Consider the following 26726-nt stretch of genomic DNA (forward strand, 5'->3'; position numbering starts at 1 on the left):
CCTATTGCCTTCAAATCAATGAAACTGACTCGCTACCGCCCCGGCCCCGGCATGATGGTCTCCGCTGCCTTTATCGGCCCGGGAACGGTCACCGCCTGCACATTGGCCGGAGCAAATTTCGGCTTCGCGCTGCTCTGGGCACTGCTGTTCGCCACCATTACCACGATCGTCCTCCAGTCCTTTGCCATCCGCATCGCGCTGGTTACCCAGCTTGGGCTGGCCGAGGCGATGCTGAAGTCCGTGACATCACCGATAGTCCGCGCACTGGCGGCCTTGTTGCTGATTTCCGCGCTCGTCCTCGGGAATGCAGCCTATGAAGCGGGCAATATGTCGGGAGCTGCGCTTGGGCTTGAAGCGATAAACGGCGGTTCGCTTCCCTTCGGCATGGCGCCGGTGATCATCACCATCGCCCTCGTCGCATCGGCCATGCTGATATTTTCGAAACCGCGATGGGTGGAGAATATACTGATAGCATTGGTGCTGCTTATGAGCGCGGCCTTCATCCTGACCTTTCTGCTCATCCGACCCGATCTCGGTGCCTTGCTGCGAGGTTTTGTGCCTTCGGTACCGGAGGGGGGCCTGTTGACCGCAATCGCGCTCATCGGCACCACCATCGTGCCCTATAACCTGTTCCTGCATGCGGCGAGCGTGCGCGACCGTTGGAACAAGGAACAAATGCCCGAAGCGCAACTGGACAACAGGATTTCCATCGGTATCGGCGGGCTGGTATCGATGACGATAATGGCCACCGCCGCGGCCAGTCTTTTCGGCAGCGGCAAGACGATCGAAAATGCGGTCGACATGGCCCATCAGCTTACCCCGCTGTTCGGCAACCTGGCAACGATCACGCTTGGCGCGGGACTCTTTGCAGCGGGCCTGACCTCTGCGATCACCGCTCCGCTGGCCACCGGCTATATCGTGCAGGAAATTTTCACCACCTCCAACTCACGCTGGCCCTTCCGGATCGGTGCACTTATCGTGATTCTCTCCGGAATGTTTGCTGCGTTGCTCGGCTATCGCCCGGTCGAACTGATCTTCGTGGCCCAGATTGCAAATGGTCTGCTACTCCCCATCATCGCGATTTTCCTGCTTCGGCTCGCGAATAACCGCGCGCTACTCGGAACATATGCCAACGGTGTCCGGGCCAATATTCTCGGGGCAGCAATATTGCTGATCACCACCGCTTTGGGTTTCCGGTTGATCGCCCGCGCGCTAGGCTTCTGGCCATGACCCGTGTCATCGATCTGAATGCCGACCTTGGCGAAGACGAAAGTCCTGACGGCATCGCTCGCGATATCGCTATCATGAATGTCGTCTCCAGCTGCAACATCGCGACCGGCGGCCATGCCGGTTCGGAAAAAAGCATGCGCACCATGCTATCCGCCGCGAAGGCCAAGGCGATCGCTCCGGGCGCCCACCCCTCATATCCGGACCGGGCAGGTTTCGGCCGCACCTCCATGAATATCACGCTCACGGACCTGGTTGTGAGCCTGACGGAGCAGTTGCGTACCATCGCCGCGATTGCAGCAGAAGTCGGTGTGGCGCTTACCCACATCAAGCCGCATGGCGCTCTGTACAATGATGCTCAGGATGATCCCGATCTGGCCAGACTGCTGGTCGACATCGCGTCGCAATCCAGACTTCCGCTAATGGGCATGGCCGGATCGCTAATCCAGCAGGCGTCATCAGAGGGAAATATCGGTTTTATCACCGAAGCATTCATTGACCGGCGATATACTAGCGAGGGTAGACTGGTTCCACGCAGCGAAGCAGGGGCAGTCATTGCACAGGAGGACCAGCGAATCCGGCAAGGCCTTGATCTGGCGCGCGGCGCCGCACTGACCACGCAGGACGGATCAACGCTGACCGTTCCTGCGCAAAGCCTCTGCCTCCATTCGGACAGCGACGGAGCTCTGGAAACAGCGACAAAAATGCGCAGGGCGCTGGAACAGGCTGGCATGGTGATCGGAACGGTCGGGTTGTGACCGGACAGACTTATTCCATTCATATTTGCGATGACTGGATCAGCATTTCTCTGCCCGGTTGGGATATGATACTGGCAGCACAATCCGCGCTATCGACCGACGGTCACTGGACGGAAATTGTCCCTGGTATCGACAGTATAGCGGCCCAGTTCGACCCTGCCCTCCTCTCGCCCGCCGAAGCGGTCCGGATAGCATCGGAACGAATGGAAAGGCTGGCACCCATGGCCAGCGAATCTCCCTCCGCCGTGAAGATTCCCGTGTGCTACGATTTGGCATTTGCTCCGGATCGGGAATTCGTAGCGGGAAAAATCGGGATAGACGCGGATATATTGCCGGCATGGCATGCAGCCCGGACCCAGCGGGTGGCCATGCTTGGTTTCATGCCGGGCTTTGCCTATCTCCAGAGCATCGAGGAATGCGACACAATCGGGCGGCTGGCAACTCCGCGCCAATCAGTAGCGGCCGGTTCGATCGGAATCATTGGTCGCCAGAGTTGCATCTACTCCTTTGACAGCCCGGGCGGATGGCCCATTATCGGCCGGACACCGCTTCGCCTGTTCGATCCGGCCAGAACAAAGCCTGCTCTACTCTCCGCCGGAGCAACCGTGTGCTTTGAACCGATTTCGAAAGACATGTTCGACAATTGGGAAACGGAAGCGGAAGAATGAGCATCACCGTTCTGAAAGCGGGCCTGCAAACAACGTTGCAAGGTGCTCCCTATACCGGCCACCGGCATCTGGGCATGCCCGCTGCGGGCGCCGCCGATTGTCTTTCACTGGCGTTGGCGAATTTTCTGGTCGCCAAATCCTTTGGCGAAACCGCAATCGAGATCGCGCTCACCGATGCCAGTTTCCGGTTCAACGAGCCCTGCTCCCTCGCGGTGGTCGGCGCAGCGGAATATCTCCGGATCAATGGCGACGAGCAACCGTTGCATCGGACGCTGGAGATCAAGGCCGGGGACAGGATCGATATCGGCCCGAGCCGCCCGGGATGCCGGACCTATCTGGCGATATCGGCAGCTATTCATGCAGAGAGCTTGCTTGGAGGCCGTTCAACCTATCTGGCAGCAAGGCTCGGCGGCTTTCAGGGACGGACGCTTGGAAATGGCGATGTCATCACATTTTCACCGGATTCGCCGGAGACGGCGGGAGATCGGATCACGCCGGAGCATCTCAGGCCGCATTTCAGTTATGATCATGTTTTGAGAATCACACCGGGTCCGGAAACGGACCAAATCAGCGAAAGCCTGCTCGATAACCTGTGCCTTGCCCCTTATATAGTGGGCGGTCGCGCCAACCGTATGGGCATCGCTCTTGAGGGAACAGCACTGAGCGCGAGCGAATCGGCCGATATGCCCAGCGCAGCAGTTTTTCCCGGCACAATACAATTGCCGCCTAGCGGGCAACCCTATCTGCTCGGTCCGGACGCCCAGACCACCGGAGGCTATCCCCGGATTGCGCAAGTGATCCGCGCCGACCGTCATCTGATCGGTCAGCTGGCTACGGGGTCGCGGATTCGGTTTGTCCGAACCACGCCGGAAAAGGCCATGGACATTTACCGGGAAAAGCTTTCCCTGTTGTCTTCCTGGCTCGGCCGGATAAAATTGTGGTGATATATCGAGGCTGTTTAACAGCCTCGAGAACAATCAGCTCTTTTTGAGCGACAGACCACCAAAGCGCTTGTTGAAGCGGGCCACCTGGCCACCTTGATCCATAAGGCGCTGGTTACCACCAGTCCATGCGGGGTGCGAGGAAGGATCGATGTCCAGTTGCAGCGTGTCGCCTTCCTTGCCCCATGTCGAGCGGGTTTCGAAAGTCGTGCCATCGGTCATCTGAACGGTGATCATGTGATAGTCTGGATGCGTATCGGATTTCATTTTCGGCTCCTAAACAGGCTGGTTACCGACCAGACCCAAAGCGAATAAATTTAACGGAAGCGGCCCATTAACCGCCGAATGACAAAAGGGCAAGATTCTTTTGAAAAAGCCTATGCCGCGGGAGGGTCCGCAATCATGGCGGTAAAGCTTGCCTCTGCAGCCAGCTTGTCGCCAATCATTGCCTGTCCCGAAAATTTGCACACGCGCGCGCGCTTCTGTTCGAATTTGACATTCAGCGACAACAAGCAGCCAGGCTCAACCGGCTGACGGAATTTTGCTCCGTCAATCGCCATGAAATAAACCAGCTTGCCGGACCCCACCATGTCGAAGCTTTCCATGGCGAGAACGCCGGCGGCCTGCGCCAGCGCCTCGACAATCATCACACCGGGCATGATCGGTCGACCAGGGAAATGACCCTGGAAAAAGCCTTCGTTGATCGTGACCGCCTTGACCGCCCGTATCGACTCGTCCTTCACGAGCTCTTCCACCCGGTCCACGAGAAGCATGGGATAGCGATGCGGCAGCACCGCCATCACCTTGGTTACATCATAATCCAGAAGCTCTGTCATTAGCGATCAACTAGCGACTGGCCGGCTGCGCTGCGGGAGGCTGCTGCTGTTGCTGCTGAGCGGCCTGATTACGGGCACTGGCAACCAGAAGTTGCTGCAACTGCTGGTGCAGCGCTACGGTGGTACGCTGCGGCTGCCAGCCTGCCGTGGGTGTCGTGCTGACGGACGGAACTCTTGCATCAAGAGCTGCCGTGATATCGTTGGTTACGTCAACCTGGGACGGAGCATAGAGAAATACTTCCGGGTCCAGGATAACGCTGATCTTCTTGTCCGAGACCACCTTTTGCTGGGCATTGCCATATTCGGCGAAAATGCCTTCTACCACAAACATCTGGGCCATGACGGCTGGAGTCTGCAGTTTCTGGATTTCGGCCTCTTCGGCCTGAATGGTCTGCAAAACGGGGTTTTTTGCTTTCACCGCCGCATCGAGCTCTTCCTGCGTCAGCTGCTTGTCGTTGTTCGTATCCAGTTGTGCGCGCAGTCCGTTAAGGGTTTTGTTGCGGGAATCGATCTGGTCGAAATAAGACTTATATTGCGTTCCAATCTGCGCATAGGCCGCTGAAAGGGCTTTTGTCTTGGCAATAGCCAGAGTCGGGTTTGCCGTAGCAATGCCCGAAACTTGCGCGCTCGCAACCGAACCAACGGCCAGGGGCGCAGCAGTTACAGCGAGAACGGTGAGTGCGGTTTTCAAAAAACGTGTCATCAGAATTGTGTTCCTACGTTGAAAGTGAATAGTTTTGTGTCATCGCCCGGCTCTTTCAGCAGAGCCTTGGCTATGTCGATCCGGAATGGACCGAATGGTGAATTCCAGTTTACACCAAAACCCACGGACAAGCGTGGGCTGATCGAATCACCGAAGAAGCGCTCGGTGAAGCTGGTAGCGATCGGGTTGGCGACCCCGTTGGTCGTCGCATCGAACGTGGTTGCAGCCGCCCCGTTGGTATCGGTGGTCAGATAGAGCGGTGCCGCAGCGCCTGTGGGTGATGCGTTGCCCTGACTGTCCTGGGTGCTGAATGCCTGGGTTTGCGCATCTGTCAGAAGCAGAGGCTGAACCACATTGAAGACGGCACCCACGTCGACAAAGATCGAAGGCCGCAGGCCAAGCTCGCTGGCCCCCGAACCGAGCGGGATTTCCAGCTCTGCCCGTCCCAGATAATAGGCACGGCCACCGATGGCATCGTCCGTCTGGGTACCGTTGGTCAACTCGACAATCTCGTTGATCGGATTACCATTGGTATCCAGCCCGGGAATTGTAGATGAACGTACGACGCGTGGCCCCACACCGCGGATATCGAAGCCGCGAATTTGTGGCTCACCGAGGAAAAAGCGATCTGTCAGACGGATATCGTCAATGCCGTCCGCTTCACTTCCACGGTTTTCCAGAGGATGAATATATCCGCCTTCTGCCTTCGCCGTGAAGATAAAATCACCCAGGACGCGCCAATGTTTGGAAGCATTCAAACGGCCGCGGAGATATTTGACACTCCCGCCCAATCCGGCGAAATCGAGGCTACCAACGATGGACTGACCCCGGGTTGGCCGGATACGATTATCACGGTCATCGTAGATCAGCGATGCGCCCAGCGACGATGTTGTACGCGTGCCCAGTGCATCACACAGGTAACGCCCGGCGAGCAGCGGATCACAATCATCAGCTTCGCTGTTGCCTCGAATTCCATCGGCATTGCTATCGGTAAAGAACAGACTCGGCTCCAGCGTCACATCGTCCTGACTGAGGCCGTAGCGAAGCGAGGCGGACAGATATTCGGTAATCGGTACACCGGCACGAATCTGGAAGCCTGTCGTGAGCTGCTCGAAAGTGGTCTGACGGTCGCTGTTTACATAGTTGAAGCTGTTCAGATCGCGACGAAAGACGTCGGCACCAACCGCGATATTCCGGTCAAAGAGATAGGGTTCGGTAAAACCAAGCTCGATCGACTGTGAATAGCTCGAATAGCTGACACTGGCGCGCAATTCCTGACCCTTGCCGCGGAAGTTGCGTTGTCGCACGGACGCCTGGAGGATGAAGTTCTCGACGCTGGAGAAACCGGCGGAAAGCTGCAGTTCGCCGGTCGCCTTTTCCTCGACATTGGCTTCCAAGATAATCCGGTCCGGGGCGCTGCCCTGCTTCTGCTCGATCTCGAGGTCTTCCTGGAAGAAACCGAGCGACTTGATCCGGTTGGCCGAGCGCTTGACCTGGAAACTGTTGAACGCATCGCCCTCGTTAAGCCGGAATTCCCGGCGCACGACCTTGTCCTGAGTTAATGTATTGCCGTTGATATCGATCCGCTCGACGTAAACGCGATCGCTTTCCGCAACCTGGAAGAGAATATCCATGGTCAGCGTTTCTTTGTTCCGCGTAAACTGCGGGCGAACGTCGGCAAAGGCATAGCCGAACAGGCCGGCGGTTTCCGACAAGCGCTCGACCGTGTCTTCGACCTGCTTTGCGTCGTAATAGTCTCCGGTCTTCATCGGCAGCTGGGGCGTCAGGAACTCGGGCGTGAAATCGCGAATATCGCTTTCGACCGACACGTCACCGAACTGGTACCGCTCGCCCTCTTCCACGACATAGGTGATGATGAAATCCCGCTTGTCCGGCGTGAGTTCGGCTACAGCCGAAATGACGCGAAAATCGGCATAGCCTTCGGTCAGATAGAATTGACGCAGCTTCTGCTGGTCAAAGGCCAGGCGATCCGGGTCATAAGTGTCGCTGGAGCTGAAGAAACGGTAGAAGCGCGACTGCTTGGTTACCATTTCCCCGCGCAGCTTGCCGTCGGAAAATTCTTCGTTGCCAATGATGTTGATCTGCTGGACCTTGGATTTGGGTCCTTCATTGATCTCGAAAACGATATCGACGCGATTCTGGTCCAGCTGCACCATTTTCGGTTCGACATTGGCCGCGAAGCGGCCCTTGCGCTTGTAAAGCTCGACGATCCGGGCCACGTCGGCGCGCACCTTTGAACGGGTGAAGATCTGACGCGGCGCCAGCCGGATTTCCGGATAGATCTTGTCTTCCTTGATCCGCTTGTTGCCCTCCAGCAGGATACGGTTGATCACCGGATTTTCGACAACCTCGATGATCACGGCACCCTGGTTGTTCCGGATGCTGACATCCTTGAACAATTCGGTCTCGAACAGATCCTTCAGCGCCTGGTCGGCAGATTCCTGGGTATAGGGCTGTCCGGTCCGCAATTTCATATAGGAGAGGACCGTGGTCGGCTCCAGTCGCTGGGCGCCATTGACCACAATCGAGCGGATAATATCATCGGCAGGAGCCGCTGGCACGGCCTGCGCCGCTTCCTGCGCGAGCGCCTGCGAAGAAACCGCTGCGCCACTCAAAATCGTGCCGCACATTAACAAGGGCAAAAGCCGCTTTTTATGATTCACAGACAAACTCGCTTTCACAGCATAAACCAGAATTAAAATGAAACCGACACCAAGGTATCAACTTCGGCAACCCCCTGCCCCAATGCAGCCCGTCAATCAATGGCCAATCAGCCAGAGATAGCCCGGAACAGGCCAAATGACGATAAATCGTTGAAAGTCACCACCAGCATGAACACCATGACCAAGGCAAAGCCGGAACGGAATGCCCATTCCTGTATCCTCGGGCTGGCAGGCTTCCTCCGAACCGCTTCCAATGCATAGAACATCAAATGCCCTCCATCGAGCATCGGGATTGGCAGCAGGTTGATGAACCCCAAGTTAATTGAAATCAGGGCGACGAAAAGAATGAAGCTTTCCAGCCCCAGCTTGAACTGTTCGCCGGAAACTTGCGCAATTTTGAGCGGCCCGCCGAGTTCCTTGATGGAACGCTTGCCGGTAATCACCTGGCCGAGGGTGGTGATGATCTGGTCAACGATGCCAATCGTTTTTTCCACAGCAACGGCTGGCGCTTCAAGCGGGCTAACCTCCCGCCATTCGACTTTGCTGGATGACATGCCCAGCATACCGAGCCGATATTCGTTGCCGAACCGGTCCTTCAGCATATGGACGCCGATCGTGGCCTGCTTGGCAATATGCTGACCATCCCGCTCATAGACAATTTCGACATTCTGATCGGGGATCAGGATCATTTTCTGCCGCAGGTCCTCGAACAGATCAATCTCATCACCGTCGACGGATATGATCCGGTCGCCCGGTTTCATGCCGATCGCGGCGGCGGTTGAGTTGGGAGCGATTGCATCTGCAACCGGCAGAGTTGCGCTGGTACCATAAGCGATAACGAAACCCATGATGATCAATATGGCAAAGATGAAATTGATCGCCGGCCCGGCAAATACGATTGCGGCACGCTTCCAGAGCGATTTGGACTGGAAAGTCTGATTGCGCTCCGCCGCCGGCAGGCTCAGCCATTCCTTGCTTTTGGTCCCCGCCGGATCCATGTCTCCGGCGAACTGGACATAGCCACCCAAGGGCAACATGCTGAGTTTCCAGCGCGTTCCGCGCTTGTCGGTCCAACCGGCAATTTCCTTGCCAAAGCCGATGGAGAAAGTCTCTGCTTTGACGCCACACCAGCGCCCGACCAGATAATGTCCCATTTCGTGCACAAAAACGAGCACGCCAATGACGATCAGAAAGGAGAATAAATAAATCAAAAAACCGGGATTGTCCGTCAAACCTTCAATTCCTCAACCAGTTGTTCGGTCCGAACGCGGGTTTCCTTGTCTATCGCAAAAATATCCGCCAACTCGCTCGGGTCTGGCGGGCTATAACTGTCTAACAGCCGTGATACAATGTCTGTGATGTCCAGAAACTGAACCGCCCCATCCAGAAATGCAGCGACAGCGACTTCATTGGCTGCATTGAGCATCGCAGGCTTGGCACCGCCTGCGATGATAGCGGCTCTTGCTATGCCGGTCGCCGGGAAGCGGCTTTCGTCGGGGAGTTCGAAATCCAGCCTGCCAATCTCTGCCAGATTAAGGGGTTCGCAATTGCTCATCATCCGGTCCGGCCAGGCCAGAGCACTGGCAATCGGTATCCGCATATCCGGAGATCCGAGCTGCGCCAGAGTCGAACGGTCGTGATATTCGACCATTGAGTGAATCACGGATTGCGGATGCACCAGTATCTCGATATTCTCGAGACCAACCGGAAAGAGATGATGGGCCTCGATCAGTTCGAGTCCCTTGTTCATCATCGTCGCGCTGTCGACGGATATTTTTGCTCCCATGTCCCAATTGGGATGCGCGACCGCCTGCTCCGGCGTCACGCTGGCCATCTGGTCGCGGGTCCATGTGCGAAACGGTCCACCGCTGGCCGTCAGGGTGATCTTGCGAACCTGATCGATCCGGCCGCCCTGCAGCGCCTGGAAGATCGCATTATGCTCGGAATCGACGGGCAGCAAGGTTGCGCCGGCTTGCCTGGCCTCGTTGATCATCAGCGCTCCGGCAGAAACCAAGGCTTCCTTATTGGCCAGAGCCACGGTCTTGCCGCAGCGCAAAGCTTCGAGCGTTGGCGGCAGGCCGGCACAACCGACAATCGCCGCCATTGTCCAGTCAGCACCAAGCGCGGCCGCGGCAATCAGCGCATCGGGGCCACTCGCAGCCTCGATCGATGTTCCCGCCAGTTGTTGGCGGAGTTCGGAATAGGCGGAATCGTCGGCAACCACCGCTATCTGCGCCGAGAATTCCTTGGCGAGAGCGGCCAACTGGGCAGCATTGCCGTTGGCGGTCAGGGCAATGATCTCATATTGTTCGCGGTGCTGACGGACGAGATCCAGCGTCGACAGACCAACCGATCCTGTCGCTCCGAATATCGAGATCGACTTGGTCATGACAATGCGGGCCAGCGATCGACCAGCATGATCAGTGCGACGACCGGCGCCACGGGTATCAGGCCGTCGAGACGATCCATCACGCCACCATGGCCGGGGAAAATCGTTCCGCTATCCTTGGCCCCTGCCTTTCGCTTGAGCCAGCTCTCAAACAGATCGCCCATTTGCGCCAGAACGGCAAGAGGGATGCTGAGCAGCACCAGACCGGAAGGAAGCCCCCAATAGACATGGAGGGCGAAACTCAGCGCCGCTGTCAGAATGACACCGCCAATCAGGCCTGCCCAGGTCTTGTTAGGACTATATTGCGGCGCCAGTTTGGGTCCGCCGATGGCGCGACCGGAAAAATAGGCGCCAATATCCGTAGCCCAGACCAGAGCGAGCGTCCACAGCATCACAAGAATACCATTATCGATCTCGCGCAAATAGAGGACTGCAAGAGCCGGAAGGCCTGCGTAAATCACGCCCGCGGCAAGCTTGATCGAGCGATCGAATATCGCGACAAACATCGCCGCGCCCAGGATAAGGCCGAAAGCCAAAAACGATGGTCCCGCGGCCCACGGAGACATGATCGCGAGAGGCACGGACAGCGCATACATCGCGAGCAGCCGCTTGTCGCGACGGTCGGTCAGCCCTGCCCACTCGCTCATAATTCCCAGCGACATCAGCACGGCCAGCAACCAGAGCGCCATCCCGCCAAAATAGCCCGCCAGTAGCGCCGCTCCGATCAGGAGAATGCCAACGATTATGCGGGTCTGCAGTTCACTGCCCTTGCCGGGCGCCGGAGCAGCGGGGTCAGCCATATTCAGCGCCCACCAAAACGTCGTTCGCGCGCACCGAAGGACTGCAATGCTTTCTCCAGTTCGGCCTTGTCAAAATCGGGCCACAGCGTGTCGGTGAAATAAAGTTCAGAATAAGCCGCCTGCCACAGCAGGAAATTGGACAGGCGCAATTCCCCGGAAGTCCGGATCAACAAATCCAGAGGTGGCAGATCCGCGGTATCCAGCGCACCGGCGATATGGTCGAGACCTATCGCGTCCGGCTCCATCTCGCCCTGCCTCACTCTGCTCGCGATATGCTGGACCGCGCGGCGCATTTCGTCCTGCGCGCCATAGTTGAGCGCGACTGCGAGCGTCATCTTGTCGTTTCCGGCCGTTTTCTCGATCGCATTGTCGATCATCGCGACAATATCGGCGTCGAGCGCCCTGTAATTGCCAATGACCTTCAACCGCACGCCATTTTCGACAAATTCATCGATGTCCGACTGGATATATTGCCGCAGCAATCCCATCAGATCGCTTATTTCCTCTTCCGGCCGGTTCCAGTTCTCGGAAGAAAAGGCGTAAAGCGTCATCGCTTCTATGCCCATTTTTCCGGCTACTCGAACAATATTGCGGACCGCTTCGACGCCCTTTTTATGACCAAGGGCACGGGGTAGATGCTTGCGCTTCGCCCAGCGTCCATTGCCGTCCATGATGATCGCGACGTGGCGGGCACCGTAAGTCGGGTCGGATATCCCCGCCGCAGCTTGCACCGGGTCTGCAGAACCGTTCTTGGAACGCGCAAGCTTCACTGCGTCAGAATTTCCTGTTCTTTCGCATCCGCCAGCTTGTCGGCCTCAGCAATCATCTCGTCGGTCAGCTTCTGGACTTCCGTTTCGAGCCGCTTCCGGTCATCTTCGCTGATTTCCTTCTTGTTCTCGTCCGCTTTCAGGTCGTCCATGCCGTCCCGACGGACATTGCGAATGGCGATGCGGGCCTTTTCTGCGAATTGTCCGGTGAGTTTTGCCAGATCCTTGCGGCGCTCTTCGGTCAGATCAGGAATAGGCAGCCGGATATTGGGACCGTCAGTCATCGGATTCAGCCCGAGACCGGCCGAGCGAATGGCCTTTTCCACCGGCTGGATATTTGCCTTGTCCCAAACCTGCACCGACAGCATCCGCGGTTCCGGCACGGATACCGTAGAAACCTGATTAAGCGGCATCTTGGAGCCGTAAACTTCGACCGTTATGGTATCCAGCAGCGCGATATTGGCCCGGCCGGTACGCAGGCCGCTCAGGTCATGCTTGAGCGCCTCCAGCGTACTGTTCATCCTTTTTTGCAGATCGGCTTTGTCATATTGTGCCATTGCTGTTTCCTCTAGATTTTATTTTATTCGGTTGTTCCGACCATGGTTGCGGTTCCACCGCCACCCAAAACGGTTGCGAGATTGCCCTGCTCCCGAATCGAGAACACCACGATCGGTATCTTGTTTTCCCGGCACAGCGCCACGGCACTGGCGTCCATGACCTTCAGATTATCACTCAAAACCTGGTCAAAGCTCAATTCATCATAGCGCGTGGCATCGGAATCGAGTTTCGGATCGGCATTGTAGACGCCATCGACGCTGGTGCCTTTGAAAAGGGCCTCGCAGCCCATTTCCGCTGCCCGCAACGCCGCCGCCGTGTCGGTTGTGAAATAGGGATTGCCGGTTCCAGCCGCGAAGATGACAATGCGGCCCTTTTCCAGATGCCGCACGGCCTTGCGGCGGATATAGGGTTCACACACGCTCGCCATCGGGATCGCGGACAGGACCCGCGTGTCGCAGCCCATCTGTTCGAGTGCATTCTGGACGGCCAGCGCATTCATCACCGTGGCCAACATGCCCATATAGTCGGCACTGGTCCGCTCGAAGCCTTTTGCCGCCGCAGCCAGACCCCGGAAAATATTGCCTCCGCCAACGACCAGGCAAAGCTCGAATCCCGCCTCCTTCGCAGACTTCACTTCGGTCGCGATGCGATTGACCGTTTCCGGATCGATACCGAATTCGCTGGAGCCCATCAGGACCTCACCGGAAAGCTTCAGCAAAATGCGTTTGAACGCCGGTCGTTTCATGCAAATCCCATCCTGCCGGAATCAATGCCCGGCCCCAAAAACAGATATGGCGCAGACCATAGATAGTCCGCGCCATGCTGCCAAGCGTTACCGCCTGAAATATTCAATCGGTTGCTCGATTAGCCGGCAACTGCGGCGGCGACTTCCGCTGCGAAATCATCTTCTTTCTTCTCGATGCCTTCGCCAAGCTGGAAACGGACATATTCCGTGAGCTTGATATCCGCGCCTGCTTCTTTTCCGGCCTGCTCGACAACCTGTGCAATAGGCGTCTTGTTATCCATTACAAAAATCTGGCTGAGCAGTGCATTTTCCTTGGCAAATTTTGCCATCGCACCGTCGACCATTTTTTCGACGATATTTGCGGGCTTGCCGGATTCGGCAGCCTTTTCCGCAGCAATAGCGCGTTCACGCTCCATCATTTCCTGATCCAGGCCATCAGCGTTGAGCGCCAGCGGGAATGCAGCGGCGATGTGCATCGCGATCTGCTTGCCGAGCGGCTCCAGAACATCTGCACCGGCGGTGCTTTCCAGAGCAACCAAAACGCCGATCTTGCCCATCGAGGGGGTGACGGCGTTGTGGATATAAGGCACGACAAGGCCGCTGGATACCGCAACGGTCTTCATCCGGCGAATGGCCTGGTTTTCACCAATGGTCGCGATATTGTTGGTCAGAACTTCCTGAACGGTGCCGCCGGCAGGGTAAGCCGAAGCCGACAGCGCTTCCACGTCGTCGCTGTCCATGCCAAGAGCAACCTGCGTCACATTGGAGACAAAATCCTGAAACTGGTCGTTTTTCGCAACGAAGTCGGTTTCGCTGTTCACTTCGACGGCAACGCCCCGGGTGCCTTCGACGGCGACGCCGACAAGACCTTCGGCAGCGGTGCGGCTCGATTTTTTCTGCGCTGCGGCAAGACCCTTGGTCCGCAACAGGTCAACCGCTGCTTCCACGTCGCCATTGGTTTCGTTCAGTGCTTTTTTGCAATCCATCATGCCCGCACCGGTGCGCTCACGCAGTTCTTTCACTGCTGCTGCTGTAATAGCCATTATTCGTTCCTCAATTTCTTGACCGGGAAATGTGAAAGTGGGGCGACAATAATGCCGCCCCCTATAATTCAATATACGGTCAATATATGACCGCAGAAAGTAGCTTCAAGCTCAGGCTTTCTCGCCTGCCTTTTCGTCAGCCTTCGGTTCTTCTGCCGCGATCTCAGCAATATCGGCAACCGCAGCTTCTTCACCGGAAGTCATTGCGCTTGCATTGGCTTCGCTCGAAACAATCTGTTCGACCGGAGGAGCAACTGCTGCGCCAAGATCTTCGCCAGCCGCAACCGAAGCGTCCTGGCCGCCTTTGGTCGCTGCCGCAGCAACGGACTCGCAATAGAGGCGAATGGCCCGCGCTGCATCGTCATTGCCCGGAACCGGGAAAGCGATGTTGCTGGGATCGACGTTCGAATCGAGAATCGCGACAACCGGAATACCCAAAACATTGGCTTCCTTGATGGCGAGCTCTTCCTTGTTGGCATCGATCACGAACATAACATCGGGAATGCCGCCCATGTCGCGAATACCGCCGAGCGAAAGCTCGAGCTTGGCATGTTCACGGGTCATCTGCAGGACTTCTTTCTTGGTGAAGCCAGCGGTGTCGCCACCAAGCTGCTCTTCCAAAGTCTTCATCCGGCGGATCGAGTTGGAAATCGTTTTCCAGTTGGTCAGCATGCCGCCAAGCCAGCGATGGTTTACGAAATGCTGGCCGCTTGCGCGCGCTGCTTCAGCGATAGGCTCTTGCGCCTGACGCTTGGTACCGACGAACAGGACCTTGCCGCCAGCCGCAGTGGCGTTGGCGATAAAGTCGAGCGCCCGTGCGAACAGGGGCACGCTCTGCGAAAGGTCAAGAATATGGACGCTGTTGCGGGCGCCGAAGATGTACGGTTTCATCTTCGGGTTCCAGCGGTGGGTCTGGTGGCCGAAATGCGCTCCGGCTTCAATCAATTGCTGTAGGGTGACGACAGGGGCCGCCATAATATTTCTCCTTATCCGGTTATGCCTCTGGAAAGCTGAGAACCTCAAACGACCTGAAAGACCGCTATCGGCACCGGTATGAGTGCTTTCCATGTGGAATGAGCGTGCCGTTAAGGCCAAGCGGGACAAAATGCAACCACATTTTGCGGCACGACAGGAACTTCTCCCGTAATCACCGCGGACGGACGGTCCGGCGAATGGCAACAACAGTCAAGCGGCCCGGCCTATACTGTCCCACCGCTCAAGCCGGATTCGGCTTTGCCACCGGCGCCAGCAATTGCCCGAGTTCTCTAACCAGAAGCGCGGATTGGATCGGCTTGACCAGATGGGGGGAGCTACCAAATATCGCTGGCCGGTCATCCCTGCTGCGCCCCGAGATCGAAAGAAACGGCGTACCCGCTTGGGACAGCAGCTCGGCGACGGGCGCCGATGTCTCTTTGCCCAGATTGATATCCAGCACTGCCGCATCGCACATCTGGTTCTCCAATATCGCAAGCGCGCCCGAGGCCGTCGCTACGGGGCCGAAAATTTCAAATCCGGCGGCTTTCAATATTTCGGAGACTTCCATGCCGATCAATATTTCGTCTTCCACGACCAATATCCGCGCGGAATCCGAAATGGAGGATTGCCCCATATGGGCAGCAGCACGCGATTTCTGGGTCGACACTTCCAGATTGTCGAGAACCTTGTCGGCCGGGCAATTCACATGACACACGAGACCGGTCGGGAACCAGTCCAGACTGACCTCGCCATTGATGCTCGCTGACAATATCTGGTCGATCACCGTTGAACCGAAGCCGTTGCGGGACGGCTTTGTGACTTCCGGCCCTCCCCGCTCGATCCAGTCGAGCAACAGCCGCTGTTCGGAAATCTCCTCCCCGTCCAGCCTCCAGTCGATCTCGACCGTCCCCTCATCGTTGGACAAGGCTCCGTATTTTGCCGCATTTGTGGCGAGTTCGTGCAGTGCCATTCCGATCGCCTGAGCAGCCGGAGCGGTTATCTTGAGTGACGGGCCGGACAATTTAATCCGCTCTCCGAATATGTCCTGAAAATGCCCCAGTTGCGATCGGACGAGCTCATCCAGCGGAACATTCTGCCAGTAGCTGTTGACCAGAACGTCATGGCTTGCGGACAGCGCGAGAATGCGTTCGTCGAACCGCTGCGCAAATGTCTCTGCGTCATTTGCGGCGGTCTGCCGCGCAATCACCTGCACCAGCGTCAGCATATTCTTCGCGCGATGGTTGACTTCTCCCATCAGCAGCTGCTCGCGGGCTTCTGCGAGTTTCCTGTCACTTATGTCATGGGCAATTTTCGACGCGCCGACGATAGTACCGCCGGAATCGAATATCGGCGAGACGGTGACGGAAACATCCACTTCCCGCCCATCCTTGCACAGCCTGATTGTTTCATAATTGTTGACCTGCTCGGCGCGACTGATCTGGGCGAGAATATTCTCTTCCTCATGCTGCCGATCGGCGGGAATGAGCAGGCGAATGGATTTGCCGATCATCTCTTCAGCCGTATAGCCGAAAATCTTCTGCGCTCCGCTGTTCCAACTTTTAATCGTACCGTCCAGCGTCTTGGATATAATGGCTTCGCTGGAGCAGGATACGATCGCGGCCAGATGAGCCTGCGCTTCTTCCGCCCGCTTGCGATCGGTGATGTCGCTGATCGACGCATAGAAGAGATTCTCCACGCCGGGAAAATATTGCAGCTGGACGGCGACGTCATAAACGGACCCGTTCTTCCGCTGATGCTGCGTTTCGAACGTCTGGTTGGCGATCTCGCCGTTCCGCAACGGCGTCACATGACTGATGAATTGCTCTCTGGAAAATTGCGGTTTTATATCCCAGGGCGTCAACTGGCGCAGCTCTTCCATGGAATAGCCGAGATTTTCCCGCGCTCCGCGATTGACCAGTTCGAAATGATAGCTGTTCGCATCGAAAATATAGACTTCGCTGACCGAATCCTCGACGATACGCCCAAGCCGTTCGTTGAGCGAGGCGGTCGCCAATCGCTCCAGTTCGGCGGCTGCCCGACCGGAAAACACCTCGATCACCTCGGCAGCCTGGTCAGCATCTTCAAATGGCTTCTCATCCAGCACCGAAAGCAGGCCGAGCACCTCCCCCGACGCGCTACGCAATGGCGTTCCGACATAGCTGACAGCCCCCATGTCTTTCAGCATCCGGTCCCGCGGGAACAGGTCGATGATATTTTCGGGATAGCAGCAAGCGCCCTGCCCCACGATATTCTCGCAGGGGCTGTCTTTCAGATCATATTCGAAATTGTCGCCGGGGCCGTCATCCCATACCGCTACGGTGCAGGCTTTACCGCGATCAACGGGATGGAGCGTGCTCAAAAACACCCATCGGGCCGAAAGCGTTTCCGCCAGCACTTCTACCATGACCGGGAAAAATGCTTCTCCCACGACCTGAGAGCAGGAGGCCAATTTGGCCTGAATGGACGGGAAGGAAGCAACGGAGCTTTTTGCCGGCTGAGTGAATTGAACCATCGATCCGTTCCCAAAGAAAAAACATTAAGACGTTCGCACGCTTCCCGCAACAGTTTCTTCGCCCCCGCGCACGGTTGCAACAATGACACTGCCGAATTTCCGTCAATTTTCAGATAGCGCTTGACAATGAGAACATAAATGGAACATTAAGAGTTCATCAAAAGAACAAACGGGATTGTCACATGCTTGCTATCGCCATTTCGACCTTTTTTGCCCTTGCCCTATTCGGCTCTATCGCGGTGATTGCGATGATGTTCGCCCAATATCGTGACAGGATTTCTGCGGTCATCCAGAGCGAATTCAATGACCAGCGGCCCGTGACAGTCATCCAGCCGACAGCCTGTCGCCACCGGAAGGTCAAGACACCACAATCTATGACCCCGCACCGCTCGCTTCAGCCCGCTCCGCTGCGCGCTGCCGCTTGACCCGCGCATAGCTTCTGATGCTGAACGGAATGAGGATCAGGTAGCCGATACTGATTGCCGAGAGCATGATCCACGGCGAGTTGATCAGGGCAACACCAACCAGCGCCACCACGGCAATCCCCTCCAGCCTGATATTTTTGCGCAAACGCAGCGATGACCAGCTGAACGTCGCCGTATTCGAAATCATCAGAAACGCGATCAGCACGATCCACGGTGACACCAGAGCATAGTGACGGAAGATTTCCTCTCCGGTAATCAACCACAGATAGAGTGGCAACATCGCCAGTCCCGCGCCCACCGGTGCCGGAATACCGGTAAGAAATCCGGCTGATTTGTGCGGCTGGTCCTGATCATCGATCAAGGCATTGAAGCGTGCGAGGCGCAAGGCGCAACCCACCACCATGGTCAGTGCCAGCACCCAGCCGAATTGCGGCATATATTGGGTCGACCATAGAAACATGACAAGCGCGGGAGACACGCCAAAGGCGATCACATCGGATAACGAATCGAGCTCCGCGCCAAACCGGCTCTGCGCGTTCAGCAAACGGGCGATCCGGCCATCCAGACCGTCCAATATTCCTGCCAGAACAATCGCCGCTGCTGCCAGCACCCAATTATCCAGATAAGCGAAGCGAACGCTGCTCAGGCCAACGCACAATGCCAGCGCGGTCACCGCGTTCGGAACAAAAGCGCGCAGCGGAATACCGCGTTCGGGACGCTTCATCGAACCTTTGCCGACCATCAGCGTTGCTCCATCCGGCAAGGGGGCAGTGCGGAGATCATTGCCCTACACCCTCAATTTCCTTCGTCCGGCCAATCACGGCAAGAATTGTTTCGCCGGCAATGGCCCGCTGGCCCAGCACGACATTCGGTTCCGTTCCCTTTGGCAAGTAGACATCAACCCGGCTACCGAAGCGGATCAGTCCGATTCGCTGTCCGGCTGCGACAAAATCGCCTTCCTTGACAAAGGCCATGATCCGCCGGGCCACCAGACCAGCTATCTGTGTAAAACCGACCTTGAGGCCATCATTGCGTTCAACCATGAAATGCTGCCGTTCATTTTCTTCGCTGGCCTTGTCGAGATCGGCGTTGAGAAATTTTCCGGAAATATAGGCCTGCCGTTTCACCGTACCCTCAATCGGGGTACGATTGATATGGACATCAAACACGCTCATGAAGATCGAGACACGGATCAGTTCCTCGCTGCCGAGGCCGCCCTCACCCTGCAGTTCCAGCGGCGGCGTAACCGGCATGATCAGGTTCACCAGTCCGTCGGCGGGCGCAACGATATAATTTTCATTGAGCGGGGTAACTCTTTTGGGATCGCGAAAAAACGCCAATACCCATATTGTGATACCAGCCATTGGCCAGGCCAGCGTCTCCCATGCCATGACCGCAAAAAACGCTGTGATGGCCCCGGCGATGACGGCAAATTTCCGCCCTTCGGGATGGATCGGCGGGAAAGACCATTTGGCTTCACCCAGCCCCTTGTTTGAATATTTTTCAATCGCCATGACCGCTACTTAGTGACGGGCCATTGCTCTGACAACTCTCCCGTTGATATATTGGAAATTCAATATTGGCATTTTGTCCGAGCGCAACAAATCGCCCCCGCAACTCTGGGTTGAACAAATGGCAATCTTTGCTAAGAGGCTGGCAACATCATTCCTCCCTCTTGTTCCCGTTTCAGGAAAGAAATAAACGATATGTCGAAAATTAAGGTCAAAAACCCGGTCGTCGAAATTGACGGCGATGAAATGACGCGGATCATCTGGCAGTGGATTCGCGAGCGGTTGATCGAACCTTATCTCGACATCGATCTGCATTATTATGATCTTTCGATCGAAGTGCGCGACGACACCAATGACAAGATTACCGTCGATGCGGCCAACGCGATCAAGAAGCACGGCGTCGGCGTCAAATGCGCGACCATCACGCCAGACGAAGACCGGGTCGAGGAATTCGGCCTCAAGCGGATGTGGAAATCGCCGAACGGCACCATTCGGAACATTCTGGGCGGCGTCGTCTTCCGCGAGCCGATCGTGATCGACAATGTCCCGCGGCTGGTGCCGGGCTGGACCGATCCTATCGTTGTCGGCCGTCATGCCTTTGGCGACCAGTATCGCTGCACCGACTTCAAGGTGCCCGGACCAGGCAAGTTGCGGCTGGTCTTCGACGGCGATGATGGCACGAAAATTGACGAAGAAGTATTTCAGTTCCCGTCTCCCGGCATTGCCATGGCGATGTACAATCTGGACGACTCGATTCGCGATTTTGCCCGCGCTTCGATGAACTATGGCCTGAACCGCGAATGGCCGGTCTATCTGTCGACCAAGAACACGATCATGAAAGCCTATGATGGCCGGTTCAAGGATCTGTTCGAGGAAATCTTCCAGGAAGAATTCAAGGACAAGTTTGACAAGGCCGGCATCACCTACGAACATCGTCTGATTGATGACATGGTCGCTTCCGCGCTGAAGTGGAGCGGCAAATTTGTCTGGGCCTGTAAGAACTATGACGGCGACGTCCAGTCGGACACCGTCGCGCAGGGCTTCGGTTCGCTCGGCCTGATGACCTCGGTTTTGATGACCCCGACCGGCGACTGCGTTGAAGCAGAAGCCGCGCATGGCACGGTTACCCGCCACTATCGCCAGCATCAGCAAGGCAAGGCGACATCGACCAACCCGATTGCTTCGATCTTCGCCTGGACCCGCGGTCTGATCTATCGCGGCAAATTTGATGATACGCCGGATGTGACGCGCTTTGCCGAAACGCTGGAACGCGTCTGCATCCAGACCGTCGAAAACGGCGACATGACCAAGGACCTCGCGATTCTTATCGGACCCGACCAGTCTTGGATGACGACCGAGCAGTTTTTCGAAGCGGTTCGCTCCAATCTCGAAGCAGAAATGGAAAACTGGCAGAAGTCATAACCGTTCGACCGGAATTTCGGGCGAGCGGATATCCTCTCGCCCGAAGCCGAGACCGACGACACGGCCGGGAATACGCCGCAACCACGGCACCCGGTTCAACAGCCTCAACATGAAAAACGCTTTGTCGATTGGCTCCGTTCGGCGCAAAAGCGGCGCGATGACACGATCCTGCGCGATTTTCTGAAAGGCCTGCATCCGGCGCACCGGTTTGATCCGGCGGGCATATACCCGTTCCAGTAGCGGGTCGGGATTATCTCCTCTCGCCATCGGACCGGCCAGAACATTGGCGGCCGTGACCGCGTCCTGGACAGCCATATTGATACCGACCCCGGCAATCGGTGACATCGCATGGGCCGCGTCGCCGATCGCCAGCAGGCCGGGGCGATGCCAGCGCTCCAGCCGGTCCAGCGCCACTTCCCGCATCTTCACCTGATCCCAGCTGACTATCTGGTCGAAAGCCTCTCGCAAGTTGGGAACGAGCGACCGCAAGCCCGTGCGAAAGGCCTCCAGCCCGGCGGCTTTTACCTGACCGGCCTGCCCCTTGTTGAAGATATAGGCGCATTGATAATAATCCTGGCGATCAATCATCACCATGAAACGGCCCGCCTGAACCGTTCCGAACACGTCGCCACCCTGGCCTTCGGGTTTATCGATGCGGAACCAGAACACATCCATCGGCGCGCCTATATTTTGCAGGGGCAGCTTTGCCTTGCCGCGCAACACCGATCGCCTGCCGTCCGCGGCAATCACCAGTTTGGCCGCCAGCACTTGCCCGTCCGCAGTCTCGACACCGCACACCCGATCAGCCTTGTCATAGACCAGATCGACCGCTTCACTTTTCATATGCAAGTCAAACCCGGAATATTGCTTTGCCTTGCCGGCGATGAAATTGAGCAGATCCCATTGCGGCATCATCGCGATATAAGGCGCCGCTACCGGCAAATGACGGAAATCCAGTACTTTCATCTGCTGGCCAGCGATGTGGATCGATGCCTGTTCCAGCCTGCTGTGCGGCAATTGCAATAACTCGTCCAGCATGCCCAGTTGATGGAAAAGCTCCAGTGTCGAGGGATGAACCGTATCGCCCCTGAAATCCCGCAGAAAATCCGCATGTTTCTCGAGCACCGCTGTTTTCAGTCCGGCGCGGACGAACAGCAAGCCGGCCATCATCCCCGCAGGGCCACCGCCTACAATCACAATATCATGCTTATTTTCCAACATTCGCTTTCTCCGCCACGTAACCTGCTGACAAATAGCATTGATCGCGTATAGAGTCGCCCCATGCACAGTCCGCTTGAAAATCCAGCCTTTATCGATGCCATCGTGATCCTCGGCGCCGCCGGGATCGTTATTCCGGCCTTCGCCCGGTTCCGGATCACGCCGATCATCGGATTCATCCTGGTAGGCGTCTTGCTCGGACCGTCGGGACTGGGCTCGCTGCAGGGTCAATATAGCTGGCTGCAATTTGTCACCATCAATGATCGCGAGGCTATCGAGCCCTTTGCCGAGATGGGCATCATATTGCTGCTCTTTTCCATCGGACTGGAACTATCATTCAAGCGGCTCTGGTCGTTGCGCCGGCTCGTCTTCGGCGTCGGCGCGGCGGAATTGCTCGCTTCCGGCCTGATCATCGGCTCTGTCCTCTATCTGCTTGGCCAGAATTCCGCCGGCGCCCTGGGTCTGGGACTGGCGCTTGCGCTGTCCTCAACCGCTCTCGTGCTGCCAATGTCGGGCACCAAGAGTCCGGTCGGACGAGCGGCACTGGCCATGCTCCTGTTCGAGGACGTCGCCATCGTTCCGATCATTTTCCTGCTCGGCGCTATCTCTCCGGCGATCACGGCCGATGGCGGGTGGGATGATCTGGGCCGCACATTGCTGATGGGCGGTGCCGTGATCATCGGCATGCTGGTGCTCGGCCGGCTGCTGCTGCCGCGCATATTTGCGCAGGCCGCCCGCACCAAGAGCCCGGAACTGTTTCTCGCGGTAAGCCTTCTGGTGATCATCCTCGCCAGCCTCGCAACCGCCGCAACCGGCCTGTCGCCGATCGTCGGCGCATTGCTGGCCGGCCTGCTGATCGCGGAAACCGAATATCATGGCGAGGTGGAAGTCATCACCCAGCCCTTCAAGGGCCTTGCGCTGGGCGTATTCCTGATCACCGTGGGCATGCAGATCGATATTCGCGTGATCATGGCCAACTGGTCGGATCTGCTGATCGCCGTCGTCGGAGTGGTCCTGATCAAGGCGATCGTCACCAGCAGCCTGCTTCGCTTTGCCGGCGCACGGCCCGGCACCGCAACCGAGGCCGGCGTCCTGATGTCCAGCCCGTCCGAAACGACCCTGATCGTCTTGGCCGCGGCGACTCAGGCGCAGCTGATCCAGCCCCAGACGGCAGCTTTCTGGCAGATCGTGACGGCTATCGGCCTGACCATCACGCCATTGCTCGCCCGCTTTGGCCATGACATCGCCCGGCGTATGGAAATGCGCAGCGGCGGTAGTGCAGCGGCGGATGAATTGCCGGTAGAGGCGCAGCAGACCATCATCATCGGCTTTGGCCGGGTCGGCAAGCTGATCGCCGATCTCTTAACCACCCACAATCAAAAATATCTCGCCGTCGAGACGAATATCGACACTGTCGCCAAGGCCCGGCGCGACGGCTATCCGATCATGTTCGGCAATGTGTCGCGAAACGAAATGCTCGACCGGTTGCGGCTGGGCCATGCGAAGGCGCTGGTGCTGACGATGGACGAGCCTGTGCTGTCGGTGCAGATCGTCAAGAAGGTCCGGGCCTGGGTACCCGATCTCCCGATCATCGCCAGGGCGCGGGACATCGAACATGCCGCCGAACTCTATCAGGCCGGGGCGACCAATGCCGTGCCCGAAGCGCTCGAGGGCTCGCTGCAACTGTCAGAGGCTGTACTGGTCGAAAATGGCGTGGCAATGGGACCCGTCATTGCCTCTATCCACGAACTGCGCGATATTTACCGCAAACGGATACAGGAAGAAGGCGATCTGGAGCACGAACCCAAACTGAAATCCATGTCCACTTCTACCGGTCAGGCGACCGCCGACGATCTGGTGCCGGACGGCCTCAGCCCGCAAGAACAGACCTGATAGCAGCGATCGCGTCATCGGCCTTGGCGCCGTCGGGCCCACCGCCCTGCGCCATGTCAGGACGTCCACCGCCACCCTTGCCGCCCACAGCGGCAACGCCGGCCTGAACCAGATCGACCGCGCTGAAACGGTCCGTCAGATCATCCGTCACACCGACTGCGACGGTTGCCCGGCCATCATTGACCGCGACCAATGCGCTCACGCCGCTCGACAATGTTTTCTTCGCCTGATCAACAAGCCCCCGCAATTCCTTGGGATTCAGGCCCTGAATGACCTGACCGGAAAAAGTCACATCGCCGACGCTTTCCGTTTCGGCAGCCTTTGCGCCGCCGCCGTTGCCGGCCAGCGCCAGAGCTTTCTTCGCCTCGGTCAGTTCTCGTTCCAGCTTTTTCCGCTCATCGACCAGAGCCGCCACGCGGTCCACCGCTTCTTCCGGCGACGCTTTCAACGCGCTGGCGATCGACTTGAGCTTGGCATCCCGGTCCAGCAGCCACAGCCGGGCGGCCTCGCCGGTCAGCGCTTCGATTCTGCGGACGCCGCTGGCCACCGCGGATTCGGATATGATCGTCATCAGGCCGATATCGCCGAGCGCCTGGACGTGGGTGCCGCCGCACAGCTCAACCGAATAATCGAGATCGGCGTCCTGCCCCATCGACAAGACACGCACCTCGTCGCCATATTTTTCGCCGAACAGCGCCAGCGCACCCGCAGCGACGGCATCGTCCGGGCTCATCAACCGCGTCGTGACCGGACTGTTGCCCCGGATCTGCGCGTTCACGTCCGCTTCCACTGCCTGTATTTCGGCATCGGTCAGCGCGGAGACGTGAGAAAAGTCAAAACGCAGACGGTCCGGTGCAACCAGACTGCCCTTCTGGGTCACATGGTCACCCAGATGGTGCCGCAACGCCTTGTGCAGCAGATGGGTGGCGCTGTGATTGGCGCGCAGCGCCGTGCGGCGAGCCTTGTCCACTTCCAGATGGACCCTGTCCCCGACCGATACCGAGCCCGACCCGATTTCGATCTGGTGGGCATGGAGCCGTCCCAGCGGCTTTCTGGTATCGGTCACGCTGGCCGCAAAACCGTCTTCACCGGATATCTCGCCCGCGTCACCCATCTGGCCGCCGCTTTCACCGTAGAAAGGGGTCTGGTTGGTCAGCAACGTAACCGTATCGCCGCTCCCGGCGGTTTCGATTTCGGCGCCATCCTTGACCAGGGCGACGACAACGCCCTCGCCTTCCTCTGACGTATAGCCGGTAAATTCGGTGCTGCCTTCCCGCTCGGCAATGTCGAACCAGACGGTGTCGGACGCCTGGTCGCCAGACCCTTTCCACGCAGCACGGGCAGCGGCTTTTTGTTCCGCCATCGCCTTGTCGAAGCCTTCCCGGTCGACACCCAGCGCCTTGTTGCGCAGCGCGTCCTCAGTCAGATCATAGGGGAAACCGAACGTGTCATAAAGTTTGAACGCTGTTTCACCGGGCAGGATATCGCCTTCGCTCATGTCGGCGATTTCCGCATCGAGCAGTTTCAGGCCGTTGGCCAGCGTCTGCCGGAAATTGGTTTCCTCGCGCAGCAAGGTTTCCTCTATCAACGGCTGGGCCCGGATCAGTTCGGGAAAGGCATTGCCCATCTCGCCGGCCAGGGAACCAACCATCCGGTGCATCAACGGGTCCTTGGCGCCGAGCAGATGGGCGTGGCGCATCGCCCGCCGCATGATCCGCCGCAGCACATAGCCACGGCCCTCGTTGGAGGGCAGAACACCGTCGGCGACGAGAAAGGACGAGGCGCGCAGATGGTCTGCAATCACCCGGTGGCTGGCCTGGTTGTCACCCGTTGTGGCGGTGCCGGTCAGCGAACCGGATTCGGCGATCAGCGCCTTGAACAGGTCAATGTCATAATTGTCATGGACGCCCTGCATGACCGCAGCAACGCGTTCCAGCCCCATGCCCGTGTCAATCGACGGTTTCGGCAGGTCAACGCGATCACCTTCGCCGCGCTGGTCATATTGCATGAACACGAGATTCCAGATTTCCACGAACCGGTCACCGTCCTCATCCGGGCTGCCCGGAGGGCCACCGAACACATGCTCGCCATGGTCGTAGAATATCTCGCTGCAGGGACCACAGGGGCCGGTATCGCCCATCGACCAGAAATTGTCGTCGGTGGCGATGCGAATGATCCGCTCGTCCGGCAGGCCGGCAATTTTCTTCCACAGATCAAAGGCTTCGTCGTCCGTATGGTAAACGGTCACGGTCAACCGGTCCGGCGAAATACCCCAGGTTTTCGTGATCAGCGTCCACGCGTGGAGGATCGCCTGTTCCTTGAAATAGTCGCCGAACGAGAAATTACCCAGCATTTCAAAGAAAGTATGGTGGCGTGCGGTATAGCCGACATTGTCGAGGTCATTATGCTTGCCGCCGGCGCGAACACATTTCTGGCTCGACGTGGCCGTCGAATAAGGGCTCTTCTCCGCACCGGTGAAGATATTCTTGAACGGTACCATGCCCGCATTGATGAACATCAGCGTCGGATCATTATAGGGAATGAGCGGCGCGGAGGGTACGATCTCGTGACCTTCGGCCGCGAAATAGTCCAGAAAAGAGCGTCTTATATCGTTGGTTGTTTGCATGAAATCGACTTAGGCGACCGATCTG

The 26726-nt window shown here is 57.6% G+C and carries 24 protein-coding genes; 7 read left to right on the top strand and 17 right to left on the bottom strand.

Annotated features, from left to right (window positions below; translation table 11 throughout):
- Positions 1 to 18 precede the first annotated feature (18 nt).
- Genes CHN51_RS17835 through CHN51_RS17850 form a run of 4 tightly spaced genes read left to right on the top strand, consistent with a single transcriptional unit; the run spans position 19 to position 3597 of the window.
- Complete coding sequence (locus CHN51_RS17835) at positions 19 to 1230, top strand: Nramp family divalent metal transporter (RefSeq protein WP_100095219.1); 1212 nt, start codon at positions 19 to 21, stop codon at positions 1228 to 1230.
- Positions 1227 to 1985, top strand: a complete 759-nt coding sequence (gene pxpA / locus CHN51_RS17840; protein ID WP_100095220.1) for a 5-oxoprolinase subunit PxpA — start codon at positions 1227 to 1229, stop codon at positions 1983 to 1985. Before CHN51_RS17835 ends, pxpA begins: the two co-directional genes overlap by 4 nt.
- A complete protein-coding gene (locus CHN51_RS17845) occupies positions 1982 to 2653 on the top strand; it encodes a carboxyltransferase domain-containing protein (protein WP_100095221.1) in 672 nt (223 codons plus the stop codon). The genes pxpA and CHN51_RS17845 overlap by 4 nt, the downstream gene beginning before the upstream one ends.
- Positions 2650 to 3597, top strand: coding sequence for a biotin-dependent carboxyltransferase family protein (locus tag CHN51_RS17850; protein ID WP_100095222.1), 948 nt, complete (start codon positions 2650 to 2652; stop codon positions 3595 to 3597). Before CHN51_RS17845 ends, CHN51_RS17850 begins: the two co-directional genes overlap by 4 nt.
- A gap of 33 nt (positions 3598 to 3630) precedes the next feature.
- Here CHN51_RS17850 and rpmE read toward each other — a convergent pair whose 3' ends face one another.
- The 13 genes from rpmE to CHN51_RS17915 all read right to left on the bottom strand — a co-directional run bounded on the left by rpmE (position 3631) and on the right by CHN51_RS17915 (position 17606).
- A complete protein-coding gene (rpmE, locus tag CHN51_RS17855) occupies positions 3631 to 3861 on the bottom strand; it encodes a 50S ribosomal protein L31 (RefSeq protein WP_100095223.1) in 231 nt (76 codons plus the stop codon).
- A 110-nt stretch (positions 3862 to 3971) separates the two neighbouring features.
- Positions 3972 to 4430 (bottom strand): 3-hydroxyacyl-ACP dehydratase FabZ, encoded by a 459-nt coding sequence (gene fabZ / locus CHN51_RS17860; protein ID WP_100095224.1) that lies wholly within the window; start codon positions 4428 to 4430, stop codon positions 3972 to 3974.
- Between the two features lie 10 nt (positions 4431 to 4440).
- The gene (locus tag CHN51_RS17865; protein ID WP_100095225.1) at positions 4441 to 5133 is read right to left on the bottom strand and encodes an OmpH family outer membrane protein; all 693 of its coding nucleotides are present in this window, start codon (positions 5131 to 5133) and stop codon (positions 4441 to 4443) included.
- Positions 5133 to 7784 carry an outer membrane protein assembly factor BamA gene (gene bamA / locus CHN51_RS17870; RefSeq protein WP_100095226.1) on the bottom strand — a complete coding sequence of 884 codons (2652 nt, stop codon included), beginning with the start codon at positions 7782 to 7784 and terminating at the stop codon, positions 5133 to 5135. The genes CHN51_RS17865 and bamA overlap by 1 nt, the downstream gene beginning before the upstream one ends.
- 140 nt (positions 7785 to 7924) lie before the next feature.
- Positions 7925 to 9049 carry an RIP metalloprotease RseP gene (rseP, locus tag CHN51_RS17875; protein WP_100095227.1) on the bottom strand — a complete coding sequence of 375 codons (1125 nt, stop codon included), beginning with the start codon at positions 9047 to 9049 and terminating at the stop codon, positions 7925 to 7927.
- Positions 9046 to 10206, bottom strand: coding sequence for a 1-deoxy-D-xylulose-5-phosphate reductoisomerase (locus CHN51_RS17880; RefSeq protein WP_100095228.1), 1161 nt, complete (start codon positions 10204 to 10206; stop codon positions 9046 to 9048). Before CHN51_RS17880 ends, rseP begins: the two co-directional genes overlap by 4 nt.
- Positions 10203 to 11006, bottom strand: coding sequence for a phosphatidate cytidylyltransferase (locus tag CHN51_RS17885; RefSeq protein ID WP_100095229.1), 804 nt, complete (start codon positions 11004 to 11006; stop codon positions 10203 to 10205). Before CHN51_RS17885 ends, CHN51_RS17880 begins: the two co-directional genes overlap by 4 nt.
- Before the next feature lie 2 nt (positions 11007 to 11008).
- The gene (locus CHN51_RS17890; protein WP_100095746.1) at positions 11009 to 11719 is read right to left on the bottom strand and encodes an isoprenyl transferase; all 711 of its coding nucleotides are present in this window, start codon (positions 11717 to 11719) and stop codon (positions 11009 to 11011) included.
- Positions 11720 to 11772: 53 nt separating this feature from the next.
- The gene (gene frr / locus CHN51_RS17895; protein WP_100095230.1) at positions 11773 to 12330 is read right to left on the bottom strand and encodes a ribosome recycling factor; all 558 of its coding nucleotides are present in this window, start codon (positions 12328 to 12330) and stop codon (positions 11773 to 11775) included.
- A 23-nt stretch (positions 12331 to 12353) separates the two neighbouring features.
- Positions 12354 to 13076, bottom strand: a complete 723-nt coding sequence (pyrH, locus tag CHN51_RS17900; RefSeq protein ID WP_100095231.1) for a UMP kinase — start codon at positions 13074 to 13076, stop codon at positions 12354 to 12356.
- Between the two features lie 119 nt (positions 13077 to 13195).
- A complete protein-coding gene (gene tsf, locus CHN51_RS17905; protein ID WP_240616965.1) occupies positions 13196 to 14122 on the bottom strand; it encodes a translation elongation factor Ts in 927 nt (308 codons plus the stop codon).
- Between the two features lie 108 nt (positions 14123 to 14230).
- Entirely contained in the window at positions 14231 to 15094 is an 864-nt protein-coding gene (rpsB, locus tag CHN51_RS17910; protein WP_100095233.1) for a 30S ribosomal protein S2, read from the bottom strand.
- Positions 15095 to 15335: 241 nt separating this feature from the next.
- The gene (locus tag CHN51_RS17915) at positions 15336 to 17606 is read right to left on the bottom strand and encodes a PAS domain S-box protein (RefSeq protein ID WP_100095234.1); all 2271 of its coding nucleotides are present in this window, start codon (positions 17604 to 17606) and stop codon (positions 15336 to 15338) included.
- Positions 17607 to 17788: 182 nt separating this feature from the next.
- Between CHN51_RS17915 and CHN51_RS17920 the strand changes: the two genes are divergently transcribed.
- The gene (locus CHN51_RS17920) at positions 17789 to 18031 is read left to right on the top strand and encodes a hypothetical protein (protein ID WP_100095235.1); all 243 of its coding nucleotides are present in this window, start codon (positions 17789 to 17791) and stop codon (positions 18029 to 18031) included.
- Here CHN51_RS17920 and CHN51_RS17925 read toward each other — a convergent pair.
- On the bottom strand, positions 17979 to 18773 hold the full coding sequence (locus tag CHN51_RS17925; protein WP_100095236.1) for a phosphatidylcholine/phosphatidylserine synthase: 795 nt from the start codon (positions 18771 to 18773) through the stop codon (positions 17979 to 17981). The two genes, CHN51_RS17920 and CHN51_RS17925, sit on opposite strands and share 53 nt — an antisense overlap.
- 37 nt (positions 18774 to 18810) lie before the next feature.
- Positions 18811 to 19545 carry a phosphatidylserine decarboxylase gene (locus CHN51_RS17930; RefSeq protein WP_100095237.1) on the bottom strand — a complete coding sequence of 245 codons (735 nt, stop codon included), beginning with the start codon at positions 19543 to 19545 and terminating at the stop codon, positions 18811 to 18813.
- A 192-nt stretch (positions 19546 to 19737) separates the two neighbouring features.
- Here CHN51_RS17930 and CHN51_RS17935 point away from each other — a divergent pair, with 192 nt between their 5' ends.
- The gene (locus CHN51_RS17935) at positions 19738 to 20964 is read left to right on the top strand and encodes an NADP-dependent isocitrate dehydrogenase (RefSeq protein WP_100095238.1); all 1227 of its coding nucleotides are present in this window, start codon (positions 19738 to 19740) and stop codon (positions 20962 to 20964) included.
- Here CHN51_RS17935 and CHN51_RS17940 read toward each other — a convergent pair.
- A complete protein-coding gene (locus CHN51_RS17940; RefSeq protein WP_100095239.1) occupies positions 20959 to 22185 on the bottom strand; it encodes an FAD-dependent oxidoreductase in 1227 nt (408 codons plus the stop codon). The two genes, CHN51_RS17935 and CHN51_RS17940, sit on opposite strands and share 6 nt — an antisense overlap.
- Positions 22186 to 22245: 60 nt before the next feature.
- Here CHN51_RS17940 and CHN51_RS17945 point away from each other — a divergent pair, with 60 nt between their 5' ends.
- The gene (locus CHN51_RS17945) at positions 22246 to 24075 is read left to right on the top strand and encodes a cation:proton antiporter (RefSeq protein WP_100095240.1); all 1830 of its coding nucleotides are present in this window, start codon (positions 22246 to 22248) and stop codon (positions 24073 to 24075) included.
- On the opposite strand, the gene alaS is transcribed toward CHN51_RS17945, so the two are convergent.
- The gene (gene alaS / locus CHN51_RS17950) at positions 24053 to 26701 is read right to left on the bottom strand and encodes an alanine--tRNA ligase (protein ID WP_100095241.1); all 2649 of its coding nucleotides are present in this window, start codon (positions 26699 to 26701) and stop codon (positions 24053 to 24055) included. The genes CHN51_RS17945 and alaS overlap by 23 nt on opposite strands.
- Positions 26702 to 26726 lie beyond the last annotated feature (25 nt).

Origin of the sequence: Sphingorhabdus sp. YGSMI21 (assembly GCF_002776575.1) — a bacterium.
In the GTDB taxonomy this organism is placed as follows: domain Bacteria; phylum Pseudomonadota; class Alphaproteobacteria; order Sphingomonadales; family Sphingomonadaceae; genus Parasphingorhabdus.

What these genes read in the sequence shown, in the direction of transcription:
- CHN51_RS17865 (WP_100095225.1), bottom strand. Translation starts at nt 5,133, where the DNA reads ATGACACGTTTTTTGAAAACCGCACTCACCGTTCTCGCTGTAACTGCT.
- fabZ (WP_100095224.1), bottom strand. Translation starts at nt 4,430, where the DNA reads ATGACAGAGCTTCTGGATTATGATGTAACCAAGGTGATGGCGGTGCTG.
- CHN51_RS17880 (WP_100095228.1), bottom strand. Translation starts at nt 10,206, where the DNA reads ATGACCAAGTCGATCTCGATATTCGGAGCGACAGGATCGGTTGGTCTG.
- CHN51_RS17920 (WP_100095235.1), top strand. Translation starts at nt 17,789, where the DNA reads ATGCTTGCTATCGCCATTTCGACCTTTTTTGCCCTTGCCCTATTCGGC.
- frr (WP_100095230.1), bottom strand. Translation starts at nt 12,330, where the DNA reads ATGGCACAATATGACAAAGCCGATCTGCAAAAAAGGATGAACAGTACG.
- CHN51_RS17930 (WP_100095237.1), bottom strand. Translation starts at nt 19,545, where the DNA reads ATGGCGATTGAAAAATATTCAAACAAGGGGCTGGGTGAAGCCAAATGG.
- rpmE (WP_100095223.1), bottom strand. Translation starts at nt 3,861, where the DNA reads ATGAAATCCGATACGCATCCAGACTATCACATGATCACCGTTCAGATG.
- bamA (WP_100095226.1), bottom strand. Translation starts at nt 7,784, where the DNA reads ATGTGCGGCACGATTTTGAGTGGCGCAGCGGTTTCTTCGCAGGCGCTC.
- CHN51_RS17915 (WP_100095234.1), bottom strand. Translation starts at nt 17,606, where the DNA reads ATGGTTCAATTCACTCAGCCGGCAAAAAGCTCCGTTGCTTCCTTCCCG.
- CHN51_RS17850 (WP_100095222.1), top strand. Translation starts at nt 2,650, where the DNA reads ATGAGCATCACCGTTCTGAAAGCGGGCCTGCAAACAACGTTGCAAGGT.
- CHN51_RS17935 (WP_100095238.1), top strand. Translation starts at nt 19,738, where the DNA reads ATGTCGAAAATTAAGGTCAAAAACCCGGTCGTCGAAATTGACGGCGAT.
- alaS (WP_100095241.1), bottom strand. Translation starts at nt 26,701, where the DNA reads ATGCAAACAACCAACGATATAAGACGCTCTTTTCTGGACTATTTCGCG.
- CHN51_RS17940 (WP_100095239.1), bottom strand. Translation starts at nt 22,185, where the DNA reads ATGTTGGAAAATAAGCATGATATTGTGATTGTAGGCGGTGGCCCTGCG.
- CHN51_RS17835 (WP_100095219.1), top strand. Translation starts at nt 19, where the DNA reads ATGAAACTGACTCGCTACCGCCCCGGCCCCGGCATGATGGTCTCCGCT.
- rpsB (WP_100095233.1), bottom strand. Translation starts at nt 15,094, where the DNA reads ATGGCGGCCCCTGTCGTCACCCTACAGCAATTGATTGAAGCCGGAGCG.
- pyrH (WP_100095231.1), bottom strand. Translation starts at nt 13,076, where the DNA reads ATGAAACGACCGGCGTTCAAACGCATTTTGCTGAAGCTTTCCGGTGAG.
- pxpA (WP_100095220.1), top strand. Translation starts at nt 1,227, where the DNA reads ATGACCCGTGTCATCGATCTGAATGCCGACCTTGGCGAAGACGAAAGT.
- CHN51_RS17885 (WP_100095229.1), bottom strand. Translation starts at nt 11,006, where the DNA reads ATGGCTGACCCCGCTGCTCCGGCGCCCGGCAAGGGCAGTGAACTGCAG.
- CHN51_RS17925 (WP_100095236.1), bottom strand. Translation starts at nt 18,773, where the DNA reads ATGGTCGGCAAAGGTTCGATGAAGCGTCCCGAACGCGGTATTCCGCTG.
- CHN51_RS17945 (WP_100095240.1), top strand. Translation starts at nt 22,246, where the DNA reads ATGCACAGTCCGCTTGAAAATCCAGCCTTTATCGATGCCATCGTGATC.